Genomic DNA, 11,893 nt, shown 5'->3' on the forward strand with positions numbered 1-11,893 from the left:
TTTTACACTACCAGCCCCAGCGTGGCCGCGTGCGCGGCGGCCGTCGCATAATCTGCTACCAGTAGCATGGGCACGTCTTCGCGGTCCAGCTCCTCGATAATTGGCCCGACCAGGGCGGCCCGTTCCGGCACCTGCACGTCGCGGATGTAGATGGCGCGGATGCGGCCGGGGTGGCGGCGCACCACTTCGCGGTAGATGCGGGCGTCTTCCTGGCCGCTGTCGCCGAGCAGGACGAAGGGGAGCGTGGGGTAGGTGGTGAGCAGGTCGTCGATTTCGTGCAGCTTGTGGGCGAAGTGGATGGCGGCCGAGCCCGTGACGCCGGGCGGGGGCGTGGTTTTGGGGCGGGCAATGCTGAGGTCGCGCAGCAGGAGCGGGCCGGTGGGGATGTCGTGCAGCTTCAGGAATTCCGCGAGCAGGTCGTAGAGGTTCCAAGGGCTGCTGCTGACGAAGAAAAACGGGTTGTCGGGCCGGCCGGTGCGGCCGTGCTGGAGGCGGCGGTAGAACTCGGCCACGCCCTCAAAGGGCTGTTTCGACTGGGCATTGCTGAACAGCACGCGGCCCAGCATCTTGAAAATATTGGTGGCGCTGGTTTCAAATACCGTGTCGTCGAGGTCGGAAATCACGCCGAACTCGGCACTGGCGGGTGGCACCAGCACGGCGGCTTCGGTGGCAATAGCTTTAGTGGGCGGCCGGAGGAAGGAGGGCAGCCGGGCTACGCGCACTGGCACCGGGTACCAGAGGTAGGCCACGGGCGCGGGCAGTTGGTGCGGCTCGATAACGAGGGTGAAATAGCCTTCGTCGTCGGTGGTGACGAGGTGCTGGCTGCCGTCGGGCAGCTCGGCGATGAGGTCGGCCCCGGCCACTTCGCGGCTGTTGAAGCGGCGCACCATGCTGCGGAAATTGCGCCAGCCGGAGTCGGTGGCGGTGGCGGCGGTCAGGCCGGGGTCGGCCAGCAGGCGGCCTTTGATGTAGAACTTTTCGGCCGTGCCGTAGCTGCGGTAAGCATCGATTTGCAGGGGGCGCAACCAGCCGCGGCGGGCCGAGAAACGGGTGTAGAGGTGGTCGCTCCACTCGGAGAGATTGGAAAGAGCAGCAGGCAGCTTCATGGGGCAAACCTACGGCTGAGGGATGGCAATGGCTGATGTAGGGCGGACTTTTAGTCTGCGAGAGAAGGGTGTTGAAGTGATGTGCAGTCGTTTGAACTCGCGGACTAAAAGTCCGCGCTACAGTGGTACGGCCTCTGCTGGCCTTTTTCCGTAAAACCCCGACGCCCAAATTCAAGGCTACTTCTACTCTATCCATGCCCACCACCGCCACCGCTCACCCCAAAACCCGTAAAAAGTCGCTTCCGCCCCAGGATGAGGCGCATATCGTGTACAAAGACCCCGCCCGGCAGGCCGAAATGGCCGGGCTGCGCTACGCCACCGACCAGGGTCCCGGCCTGACCCGCAAGCCCACGCGCACCGGAAACTTCGTGTACCACGACCCCAAAGGCCAGAAAATAACCGACCCAAAAACGCTGGCTCGTATTAGCAGCTTCGTGATTCCGCCGGCCTGGACGGAGGTGTGGATTTCGCCCTCGGCCACCACGCATTTGCAGGTAACGGGCAAAGACAACCTCGGCCGCAAGCAGTACCGCTACCACCCGGCTTGGGACGAAGTGCGCAGCCTCACCAAGTTTTCGCGCCTGCGCACCTTCGGCGAAAAGCTGGGGCCCTTGCGCGAGCAACTCCGCAAAGACCTGCGCCGCGCCGCCCTCGACCGCGAAAAAGTGGTGGCCCTGGTGCTCACGCTCATGGACCAGTCGTTTATCCGCGTCGGCAATAAGGAGTACGCGAAGAAAAACGGCAAATCGAAACCCAGCTACGGCCTGAGCACCTTGCAGGACAAGCACGTGGCCATCGAAGGGGCCAAGGTCAATTTCAGCTTCGTGGGCAAAAAAGGCGTGCCGCACGACGTGACCCTGCACGATGCCAAACTGGCCCGGCTGGTGCGCAAGTGCAAGGAAATTCCGGGCCAGCACTTGTTCCAGTTTTACTCTGCCGATGGGCAGCGCCACGCCCTAGAATCGGGCGATGTGAACGACTACCTGCACCGCCACACCGGCTTGCAGCTCTCGGCCAAGGACTTCCGCACTTGGGGCGGCACCGTGAAAATGGTGAGCTGCCTGGAGGCCGTGCTGAACGAAGAGCCGCAGCTGGCCCCCGAAAAAGTCATCAAAAAAGCCGTGAAGGAAGTGGCTACCGGCCTGGGCAACACGCCCACGGTGTGCTCAAAATATTACATCCACCCGCAGGTGGTGGAGCTGTTCAAATCGGGCCAGCTGATTGAGTTCTTGCGCAAGCACGACGCCGAAACCCACGCTGATGACCCGCTAACACCAGTGGAGCGGCTGGTGCTGAAGATGCTGGCGCAAGCCTGAAAAGGAGGTAGGGTGCGGGGCTTGCCCCCGCCCGTCGTTGAACGATTGATGTTCGACGACGGGCGGGGGCAAGCCCCGCACCCTATCTCATGCAGCTTCTTATTCCTCCGGCAGCTTGTCGTAAGCCCGTTTAACGGGCGCACTTTCCTGTGAGAATCGGATACCCTGGCCACCGTTGCCCGCGCGAAACTCATCATTGCCCGCGCCGCCGTAAATGCGAATAGCAGGCTTGCTGGCCGCATTCGCGCCATGGTTCTCAACCGTGAAAACATCATCACCCGCCAATCCTTCCAGTTGAATAAGCCGCGTCTCAGCCGGCAAAAAGGCACGGTGCAACAGCGGTACACTCATAGCACCGGCCGCCAGTGACCGGACCGTTACCACCGTCGAATCGGCATAGCGCTCGATGATGAACTGCTCGGCTTGAGCCGTGCCGCCGATGCGCGGGCGCCTGGCTAATCCAAGATAAAAGCCATCAGCCAAAGTCGGTAGGGCGGCGCGGCGGGCCTGCAGGGAAGCGATGGTGCGCGGGCCTTCCAAGGCGAAGGCAGCCGGGGGCAGGTGGTGAACCGCTCGGGTAATGAGCGTGTCGGACAGGCGCTGCTGCATGGCCATGGCGGCGGCCCGGAACTGGGCGCGGCTCAGACCATTGAGAATGCGTTGGTCGAGGTAGTGGCCGGAGGACATCAGGCCCGATGGATTTTTATAGCGCGGGCCAAACGTGGCCCAGTGGCGCAGAAATACGTGGCCGATGAGCCAGCCCAATGCGCCATCATCGAGGCGATAGAGGACCATGTCGCGGTCCTTGGGCAGTGGCACGAGGGCGGCGGGGCCGGCCTCGGTAGGGCGGGTCACGGCCCAGCTCCACTGGCCGGGGTGGCGGTCCCAATCGCCCAGCCAGCCATCCAGCAGACGGGCTCGGAGCAGGTCGGTGGGGGCAAAGCGCTGCTCGGGGCTGGCGAAAGCGGCGGCAAAAGCCTTGGTGCTATTTATAATGGCGGCGGGCGGCGGGGTGGTGGGGGCGGCTTTTTCCTCCAGGTAAGCCAGCTGGCCCCGGAAGTGCCGCAGCGAATCGGTCTGAAAAGCCGGGTCGTCGGCTCGAACGTAGAACAGGCGCGGGGAGGCGTGGGGCACGCCGGCGGCGGCGGCCAGCGGCGGCACCACCAGCGCGGCGTAGGGGTTGGTGGAGGAAATATTATCGCGCAGCACATTCACCAGGAAGGTGCCCCGCACCAGCTCCGGTGTGGCCCGAATGGGGTCTTTGTCAACGGTGCGCACCACGTAGGCGCGGCCATCGGCGCTCGACAGACTCAGGCTGGTGCTGTTGAAGCCGCCTCCCACTTTGCCGGGCGTGAGGCCGCCGGGGTGGGCGGTGGCCAGGTGCAGCACCGGCGCGGCTACCGGGGCCGCCCAGGTGGGGCGGTGGTGCCGGCCCACCAGCGCGTTATACAACCCGCCGTGCCGGGCGTATTGCCGGCCGGCGGTGGCCCGGTGCACGCTATCGGCTGTGGCGGGCGGGGGGGCGGTGGCATCGAGCCGGGCATCGGGCTGAAAAAACTGCCTGCGCACGCAGCCGGTGCCGAGCAGCCCAGCCAGTGCGCCTACCATCAATGTATAAAAGCGCAAACGGACGGGTATCAAAAGCAAGCGGCGTAATAGGGTTGGGCTTTGAACGGCTGGGGGCTGAAAAAGGCTGGCCGATTTTGGGAGGCGTCCCGATTAATCATCGTTTAGCCGGTTGAAGGCGCGGTGTTTCTTTCTGGGCAGGCTGGGGCGGAGGCTGCCGGCGGCCGTCACGTCGGAGGCTTCATCGAAGAGCTTGAGCCGCCGGCTGCTGCCTTGCAGTAGCAGCTGGTCGTGGCCCTCGCCGCCGTAGAGCAGCACGGGCATGGGCCGGTGGGTGGCGGCGGTGGTTACTTCAAACACGTCGTCGCCGCCCAGGCCGTCGAGGCTCAGCTCCTGGGTTTCGGCAGTGAAATACGTGCGCCGGAACCGGAGTGAGTCGCCAGCCGAGAGCTGGCTGAGGGCTTTGCAAAAGATGCGGACGGTGGTGGAGTCGGCGTAGCGGTGCACCACGAATCGCTCGGCCTCGGCCGTGCCGCCCAGCGTGGGCTCATGGGCCAGGGTGAGGTAATATTCATCGGCGGCCTGCGGCAGGGTTTCGCGCCGGGCCCTGAGGGTGGTGCCGAGGCGCGTGCCTTCCAGCGCGTACACGGCGGGCGGCAGGCGGTGCAGGGCGCGGTCGATAACGGAGTCGGGCAGGCGGCGCTGCAAGTCGTGGGCGGTGCGCTGGAAGTCGGCCCGCGTCATGGCCGAGAGGCCGCGCTGGTCGATAAACTTCGCTTGATACACCAGGCCGGCCATGTTGTTGTACTCGTTGCGAAACGTCTGGAACTGCGGCGCGATGAACGGCCGGGCCGCCAGCCAGGGAATCACCCCGTCATCGAACCGAAAATACACCTGGTCGCGGTCCTTCGGAATGCCGACGTAGCGCACGCGGCCCCCGGTTTCTTTGAACTGGGCCCAGGTCCACTGCGCCTCGTGCCGGTCCCAGTCGCCGAGCCACACATCGAGCAGGCGGGCGCGCAGGAAGGCGGGCTGGTCGATGAAGTAGGAGGGGTGGTGGTACACCTTTTTCAGCATGGCCTCGCCACCGTCAAAATCGATGGCATTGGCCAGGTCGGGCGTGCGGGCGTCGGGGTTGTTATACTTTTCTTCGAGCAGCGCCAGCTTGCCCTGAAACCGGGCGGAGGACTCGCCCAGGCCGGTTTCATCGGGCCGCACGTACACTAGGCGCGGGCGGGTGTGGGGCACACCGGCCGCCTGCGCCAGCGGCGGCACGGTGAGGGCTCCGTAGGGAATGGCCGCCGAAGTGGCATCGCGCACCACGTTGAGCACGAAGGTGTGGCGCAGCACCAGCGGCAGGGTTTTGTAGGGCTCTTTGTCGAGGGCGCGCAGGGCGTATTCGCGCTGCTGTCGTCCCTCTAGGGTCATGCTGATGCTTTGGTAGCCACCGCCGGCCTTGCCCGCCGTGAGGCCGCCGGGGGCGGCGGTGGCCAGGTTCAGCACCGGCACTTTGACGGGGGCGGCCCACACGCGGCGGTAGTGGCGGCCCAGAAAAAACTGGTAGAACCCCGAGTGGCGGTTGTATTGGCGGCCGGCGGTGGCCAGCACCGAATCGGCGGAGGCCGGCAGGGCGGCGGTGCTGCCGGGGCCCACGCGGGCATCGGGCTGGAAATAATTGTGGCGGGCGCAGCCGCCGGCGGCCAGTCCCAGGCCCAGCAGCACCAACAGGCGCGGGCAAAAGCTGGGGCAGCGAACAAAAGGATAAGGCATTCGGTGAAGGCGGCAAGCGCGAATGAGCCTTTAACGCAACTTCCCCGTAAAGGTGGGCAGCGGCTAGCCTCAACTATGCGTTGGACGGCTTCTTTTGCCGGGAAATACTTGCTTTTTAGCCCCGATGAGTGCTCCGCGTTTTGGAAAATTGCTGCTTATGCCGGGCTTAACTACTGAATGGGGACCGTGGGCGCGGGGCTGCTGCGCCGGCGCGGCGGCCATGGTGTTGGGGGGCTGCGCCGAGCACAAAGCCTCAGGCGCGGCAGCGCCGCAATGGAGCGCCGACTCGGCCACGGTGCGGCTGGCGGCCGGGCCGCAATATGCCCGTGGTGCCGTTTGGAAGTTCTTTTTTGGCAAGCACTACCGCAGCGTGTGGGCTACTCCGGTCACGGTGCCGGTGCTGCGGCTGGCCACCGCCGTACCCGGCGGCCTGGTGCCCCTGCAGGCCGGCGGCAGCTACCAGAGCCACACCCTGCGCCTGTGTGCGCCCGATGGCCGCGAGTACGTGCTGCGCTCCGTGGACAAGGACATGAGCGCCGCGCTCAGCCCCGGCTGGAAACGCAACCTGCTGCGCGGCCTGCTCAAGGACCAGACCAGCGCCACGCAGCCCTTTGGGGCCTACCCGGCCGCCTACCTGGCCGAGGCGGCCGGGGTGCTGCACGCCAACCCCCGGCTGGTATTCGTGGGGGCGGATGCCGGCCTGGGCAAGTTCAAAGCCAGCTACGCCAATGCGCTGTACCTGCTTGAGGAGCGGGCCGACGGCGACCAGCGCCTGGTGGCCAGCTTCGGCCACGCGCCGCAGGTGGTGAATTCGCACCACATGCTGGCGGCGTTGCGGCGCTGGCCCAGCGCCCACGTTTCCGCCCGGGCCTTCCTGCGCGCCCGCCTGCTCGATATGCTGGTGGGCGACTGGAGTCGCCGCGAAGACCAGTGGCGCTGGGCCACGTTTCCGCAGGCCGGCCGGCTGGCCTTCCGGCCTGTGCCGCGCGACCGTGACCAGGCATTTTTCCTGTTTGATGATGGCCTGGTGACGCGGTTGGTGTCATGGTTTGCGCCTAAGTACCAGACGTTCCGGGCCACCATCCGGCTGGAAAACGTGGACGGCCTCACCACCACCGCCCGCGCTCTCGACCGCACGCTGCTCACCAGCCTCAGTGCGAATGATTTTCGGGAGGTGGCTGATTCTGTGCGGGCCAGCCTGAGCGATGCCGTGTTGGTTCAGGCATTCAACTCCGGCCCGGCCGAAATGCGGGCCAGCCTGGCGGCGAAATTCGTGCCCATGCTGCGCACCCGGCGCGAGCAGCTGCCCGCCGTGGCCCAGCAGTATTACGCGCTACTAAATAAGCAGGCCTGGCTGATTGGCACCGACCAGGCCGAACGATTTATCCTGAGCGAAGTGGGCGGCAGCCTGCGCGTGCAGCTGCTGGCCCAGCGTCCCGGCCAGCCCGATAGCCTTGTGACAGACCGCACCTTCAACCGAAAAATCACCCCCCAGCTTGACCTGTACGGCCTGGGCGGCGACGACGTATTTGAGCTGCGCGGGGCGTTGCCGCAGGGCATTGCCGTGCGTTTATACGATGGGGCGGGCCGCAACCGGGTAATCACCACAAAGGGCGCTACGCCGGGCAATGTTACGTGGTACACCGGCCCTGGCGAGCGGATTACCGCGCATCCGGCCGGGGTGCAGGTGGAAGCCGACCCAACCCCCGAGCTTACGGCCAACGGCCGCGCCTGGCTGCACCGCTACAATCTGCGCGATTAACCCGGCCCCGTCAATAGTTCGCCCAGCGGCTCCCGACCATCAATGGTGCCCTCGCTGCTCAGCACCTGGAAGCGGGCGAACAGTTCCTCGGCGTACCAGTTTTCGCGGCGCGTGAGCTTGATGACTTCGCGGTGTTTGGCGTCCTTATAAGCGTATTCCTGCATGGCCCTGGCCGATTCCCACACGCTGAACGTGGCCTGCCGCACCAGCGGCAATTCGCCCAGCCCGATGGCGGCCCGCACGCCCACCGCGTGGGCCAGCGCCGCGCTGGTGGGCTCCACAAATTTCCAGAAGCGCGGGATTTTGCGCCAATGGATGCTGGCGCGGGTGAGCACGGCCACGGGCGTTTCGGCAAGGGCTGAACCGGCGTTGCTGCTGTAATCAAACGGGTTTTTGCCATCCCACAGGCCCTGGGATTTGATGGGGGCGAGGCGCACGGTCCATTGCTCGGCGCTGCGCTGCTGGTAGGCGGCCCACACTGGATTTCGGCTGAAGAAGGCCTCGGCAAAGGCCACATCTTCCCACACGGCCATAAAGCCGTAGCGGTCGAAATTGGGCCACGCGCCGAAACCGTTGGACGCCCCACTGCCTAGCAGCTTGAAAAACCGGAGGCCCGGCACCCGTTGCAGCTGCGGGGGGGCGGTGCCCATTTGGGCCAGCGCCCAGCGTCGGTGGCCGGGTTTCAGGGTGAAAACGGTGAGGGTAGTAAGGTGCATTCGGGAGATGAGCGGGCAAGCCGCCGGGCAGCGGGCTGCAAGCAACAAAAAAAGGCCGGAATTGCTTCCGGCCTTTCAGAATCAGGATTTCAAAACCTACTTCACCTGCACCTGGGCGTGCTGGTTCACGTCGTCGTCCTTGCTGCGCTCGCCCGTTACCACGGCCCGCACGTAGGCGTAGGCCTGCACCAGCAGGCTGCTGGGCGAATCCCAGTATTCGGCCTTTTCAATGTCAACTTTGAGGACATTGATGCGTGGGTCTTCCTTGCCTTTGGGGAACCAGCCGCGCATGGGCTCGCTCCAGAGCTCGGCAATTTTGGCTTCGTCGCGGTAGGCATTTGCGCGGCCCGATACCGAGGCGTACACATTGCTGCTCGGGTCGGAGTAGCTCAGGTTCACCTGGCTGTCTTTTTTGATTTCGTAAACTTTAGCCGACTCGGAGTCGGTGAGGAAGTAGAGGGCACCGTCTTCGCCGGGCTTGATGGTGGCCATGGGCCGGCTGTGCAGGCTGCCGTGCTCGTCGGTGGTGGTGAGCATGGCCATGCGCACTTCCTTGATTTTTTCGAATAACTGGGTCAGGTCGTGGGTTACGGGCGACTTATCGGACATGGGGAAGAGAATTGGGGAGGTGAAAGAATAGGCCGGACCAAAACATGTGGGCGGCGAATTGGCTTACGGCAGCCAGCCGGCCGGGGTTGAATAATCTCGTTCGGGAAGTGGTTATTAGCGGAACGTCATGCAGAGCGCAGCGAAGCATCTTTACCGTAGAAGTAACCCAATTGATGCAGATTACTGTTGCGGTAAAGATGCTTCGCTGCGCTCTGCATGACGAGCATCACCCTCCCCCTCAAATGAATTTTCTGGCCCATCTTTTCCTCTCCGGCTCGCCCGATTCGGTCACCTATTCCGATATCCTGCTGGGCAACTTCATTGCCGACTCGGTGCCCGGCCGGCAGCTCGAAAAATACCCGCCTGCCGTGCAAACCGGCATCCGCCTGCACCGTGCCATCGACACCTTCACCGACCAGCATCCCGTGGTGCGCCGCAGCACCCAGCGCCTGCGCGCCGCCGGCTACGGCAAGTACGCCGGCGTGATTTCGGATATGTTCCTGGACCATTTCCTGGCCCATAATTTCCCGGAATATTCGTCCGAAAGCCTGCCCGATTTTACCCGCCGCGTATACGCTTTACTGAATTCCCGCGAAGCTGAAATGCCGCCCCGCGTGCAGCAGATGCTGTTCTACATGGTGCAACATAACTGGCTGCTGGGCTACGCCGAAATCGAAGGCATCCGCCGCGCCCTTAGTGGCCTGAGCCGCCGCGCCTCGGCTGGCTCCGGCATGGAAACGGCCGCTACAGAGCTGGTGGCGAACTATGCAGAATATGAGGCGGATTTTCGGGCGTTTTTTCCGGAGTTGCAGGCGTATGTGGAACTGTCATTGCGAACGTAGCTGTCATTGCGAGCGCAGCGAAGCAATCCGTCCTGTACAATGTGATGAGCCCTAAAATGTGACAAGCCCCGGTACTGTGCAGTGCCGGGGCTTGTCGCTTAAGAATGGTTCTGGTTTTGTCAGGACGGATTGCTTCGCTGCGCTCGCAATGACAGGAAAGCCTTAGTGGTGGTGGCCGCCTTCGCCGTGCACGTGGCCGTGGGCCAGCTCCTCGGTGGTGGCGTCGCGCACGTCCTGCACCTTGCCGTGGAAGTGCATTACCATGCCGGCCAGGGGGTGGTTGAAGTCCATATGCACGGCGGTGTCGCCGATGCTTATTACCTTGGCCTGCATGTGGTTGCCTTCGTTGTCGGCCATGGGCAGGAAGTTGCCGGGCTGGAGCATTTCCTCGTCCAGCTTGCCATCGATGAGGAAAACTTCTTTGGGGATTTCGACCAGTGCCTGCTCGTCGTAGTCGCCGTAGGCCTGCTCGGGGGTGAGGCTGAACTGGAACTCATCGCCGGGGTTTTTGCCATCGAGCTGGGCTTCAAACTCTTCGGGCAGGCCGCTGTGGCCGAACAGGAAGACCATAGGCGCATCGGCCTCGGCCGATTCGACCAATACTTTTTCCTGGTTTTCGTCGGTCACACTGAGGTCGTAGGTGATGGTGACGACTTTTTTATCGCTGATTGCAGCCATGAGCAGGGAGGGCGGGCCGGTTAGGGCGGCCGCGGGATTTGGAGGGTGGTAAGAAAAATTTTCGGCAAGATAGGTACGCAAGCCCAGCAGAAAAGGCCGGCCACGGTGGCAGTTTGCCCAAGCGAAGCCGAAATGATAGCGCAACCCATGGCCCGGGCAGCCGTTAAGAATCAGCCCGATTGGGCCTGCTAATGCCCTTTTTTTCCATTCTTTCTACACCCAAATCCATGCGCAAGCTATTTTCGCTGCTGTTTGGCGGCGCGCTATTGGCTGGTTGCCAGTCGAACCCACCGAAAACCCAGGACGAAGCCGTGAGCAAAGAAGCGGTGGTGCAAACCGACGCTTCGGCCCAAAAAGCTGCCGCCCCGGCCGATACCATGGGGCTGCCGGCCGGCTCAATCCCCACCATCGGCAGCCCGAAGCTGCTTTTCACCCTCGACGACGCGCACAACACGCCCGACGGCTTGGCGCTGGCCCCCAACGGCCACCTCATTCTCTCGGTGCCCAACCTGGCCGACACCAGCCATCCGGCTTCGCTGATGGAGATTGACGGCACCACCATCAAACCATTTGCCACCAACCTGCCCGTGGAGCCAACTACCAAAAAGGCCGCGCCCATGGACCTGGCTTTCGGCCCCGATGGTAACCTCTACTACGCCGAAAACCAGTACGAAAACAGCAAGGATTTTAAATCGCGCCTGATGAAGGTGACGATGAAAAACGGCAAGCCCGGGGCCATTACCACGGCCGTCGACAACTTCGCGCTGGCCAATGCGGTGGTCTGGAAAGGCAACACGATTTACGTGACCGACAGCCAGTGGGACCTGCCCGACAACGACAAGGGCAGCGCCATTTTGAAGTTTTCCTTGGCCGAACTGAACAAGGGCACCGTGCACCTCAAGCCCAAAACCAAGGACCCGCACGTGCTGGCTATGTTCTCGACGACGGTGAACGAAACCGGCGTGGACAACGGGGCTGATGGCCTGGACTACGACAGCAAGGGTAATTTTTACACCGGCTCCTTTGGCGACGGCAAGCTTTACAAAGTGTCGCTGAACCCGGACGGCAGCTTGGCCAAGCAGGAAACCCTGACGTTGAGCTGCAAGCAGATTCCGTGCGTAGATGGCCTCATCATTGACCGTGCTACGGACCTGATGTACCTGTGCAACTCCCGCGAAAATTCCATTGAAACGGTGGACCTGCGCAACGGCAACAAGGTGACCACGCTGGCCCAGAACCCCGACACCGACGGCAGCGGCGGCAAGCTCGACCAGCCCGCCGAAGTGCTGCTGAAAGGCAAGCGCTTATACATTTCCAACTTCGACCACCCGGTGAAACACTTCGCCAACACCAAGTCGGATGCCCCGCACACCATGTCGGTTATTGACCTGAACTAACGCCGCTTAGCTACCCGACGGATGAAGTTTTGATGACGCTAATTGCTTCATTAACAAAATTTTGGCATTATTCAACAATGCGTGCCGGGGTGGGTTTTAGACGTGTTCTTTTGTACAAATAAATCTATCAA

Annotated in this window: 10 protein-coding genes; 4 read left to right on the forward strand and 6 right to left on the reverse strand. The window is 63.2% G+C overall.

Annotated elements, in window-relative coordinates; translation table 11 throughout:
• Window positions 1-2: 2 nt before the first annotated feature.
• Window positions 3-1,106: an App1 family protein gene (locus tag ACYU70_RS03120; protein WP_342299400.1), complete on the reverse strand. Its 1,104-nt coding sequence runs from the start codon at window positions 1,104-1,106 to the stop codon at window positions 3-5.
• A 194-nt stretch (window positions 1,107-1,300) separates the two neighbouring features.
• On the opposite strand from ACYU70_RS03120, the gene ACYU70_RS03125 reads away from it, so the two are divergent.
• A complete protein-coding gene (locus tag ACYU70_RS03125) occupies window positions 1,301-2,422 on the forward strand; it encodes a DNA topoisomerase IB (RefSeq protein WP_342299398.1) in 1,122 nt (373 codons plus the stop codon).
• Between the two features lie 99 nt (window positions 2,423-2,521).
• Here the strand turns inward: ACYU70_RS03125 and ACYU70_RS03130 are convergent, their stop codons facing one another.
• Both ACYU70_RS03130 and ACYU70_RS03135 read right to left on the reverse strand, forming a co-directional pair.
• On the reverse strand, window positions 2,522-4,063 hold the full coding sequence (locus ACYU70_RS03130; protein ID WP_342299396.1) for a hypothetical protein: 1,542 nt from the start codon (window positions 4,061-4,063) through the stop codon (window positions 2,522-2,524).
• A 78-nt stretch (window positions 4,064-4,141) separates the two neighbouring features.
• Window positions 4,142-5,758 carry a hypothetical protein gene (locus ACYU70_RS03135; protein WP_342299394.1) on the reverse strand — a complete coding sequence of 539 codons (1,617 nt, stop codon included), beginning with the start codon at window positions 5,756-5,758 and terminating at the stop codon, window positions 4,142-4,144.
• 157 nt (window positions 5,759-5,915) lie between these two features.
• Here ACYU70_RS03135 and ACYU70_RS03140 point away from each other — a divergent pair, with 157 nt between their 5' ends.
• Window positions 5,916-7,520: a hypothetical protein gene (locus ACYU70_RS03140; RefSeq protein ID WP_342299391.1), complete on the forward strand. Its 1,605-nt coding sequence runs from the start codon at window positions 5,916-5,918 to the stop codon at window positions 7,518-7,520.
• Here the strand turns inward: ACYU70_RS03140 and ACYU70_RS03145 are convergent.
• Window positions 7,517-8,236, reverse strand: a complete 720-nt coding sequence (locus ACYU70_RS03145) for a spheroidene monooxygenase (protein WP_342299390.1) — start codon at window positions 8,234-8,236, stop codon at window positions 7,517-7,519. The genes ACYU70_RS03140 and ACYU70_RS03145 overlap by 4 nt on opposite strands.
• A 96-nt stretch (window positions 8,237-8,332) precedes the next feature.
• Entirely contained in the window at window positions 8,333-8,845 is a 513-nt protein-coding gene (locus ACYU70_RS03150; protein WP_342299388.1) for a pyridoxamine 5'-phosphate oxidase family protein, read from the reverse strand.
• A 242-nt stretch (window positions 8,846-9,087) separates the two neighbouring features.
• Here ACYU70_RS03150 and ACYU70_RS03155 point away from each other — a divergent pair, with 242 nt between their 5' ends.
• Complete coding sequence (locus ACYU70_RS03155; RefSeq protein ID WP_342299386.1) at window positions 9,088-9,687, forward strand: acyl carrier protein phosphodiesterase; 600 nt, start codon at window positions 9,088-9,090, stop codon at window positions 9,685-9,687.
• Between the two features lie 162 nt (window positions 9,688-9,849).
• On the opposite strand, the gene ACYU70_RS03160 is transcribed toward ACYU70_RS03155, so the two are convergent.
• A complete protein-coding gene (locus ACYU70_RS03160; RefSeq protein ID WP_342299384.1) occupies window positions 9,850-10,365 on the reverse strand; it encodes an FKBP-type peptidyl-prolyl cis-trans isomerase in 516 nt (171 codons plus the stop codon).
• A gap of 227 nt (window positions 10,366-10,592) precedes the next feature.
• Here ACYU70_RS03160 and ACYU70_RS03165 point away from each other — a divergent pair, with 227 nt between their 5' ends.
• Window positions 10,593-11,762, forward strand: a complete 1,170-nt coding sequence (locus ACYU70_RS03165; protein ID WP_342299382.1) for an SMP-30/gluconolactonase/LRE family protein — start codon at window positions 10,593-10,595, stop codon at window positions 11,760-11,762.
• Window positions 11,763-11,893 lie beyond the last annotated feature (131 nt).

This window comes from Hymenobacter segetis (genome assembly GCF_054776495.1).

What these genes read in the sequence shown, in the direction of transcription:
- ACYU70_RS03140 (WP_342299391.1), top strand. Translation starts at nt 5,916, where the DNA reads ATGCCGGGCTTAACTACTGAATGGGGACCGTGGGCGCGGGGCTGCTGC.
- ACYU70_RS03135 (WP_342299394.1), bottom strand. Translation starts at nt 5,758, where the DNA reads ATGCCTTATCCTTTTGTTCGCTGCCCCAGCTTTTGCCCGCGCCTGTTG.
- ACYU70_RS03150 (WP_342299388.1), bottom strand. Translation starts at nt 8,845, where the DNA reads ATGTCCGATAAGTCGCCCGTAACCCACGACCTGACCCAGTTATTCGAA.
- ACYU70_RS03120 (WP_342299400.1), bottom strand. Translation starts at nt 1,106, where the DNA reads ATGAAGCTGCCTGCTGCTCTTTCCAATCTCTCCGAGTGGAGCGACCAC.
- ACYU70_RS03160 (WP_342299384.1), bottom strand. Translation starts at nt 10,365, where the DNA reads ATGGCTGCAATCAGCGATAAAAAAGTCGTCACCATCACCTACGACCTC.
- ACYU70_RS03125 (WP_342299398.1), top strand. Translation starts at nt 1,301, where the DNA reads ATGCCCACCACCGCCACCGCTCACCCCAAAACCCGTAAAAAGTCGCTT.
- ACYU70_RS03145 (WP_342299390.1), bottom strand. Translation starts at nt 8,236, where the DNA reads ATGCACCTTACTACCCTCACCGTTTTCACCCTGAAACCCGGCCACCGA.
- ACYU70_RS03165 (WP_342299382.1), top strand. Translation starts at nt 10,593, where the DNA reads ATGCGCAAGCTATTTTCGCTGCTGTTTGGCGGCGCGCTATTGGCTGGT.
- ACYU70_RS03155 (WP_342299386.1), top strand. Translation starts at nt 9,088, where the DNA reads ATGAATTTTCTGGCCCATCTTTTCCTCTCCGGCTCGCCCGATTCGGTC.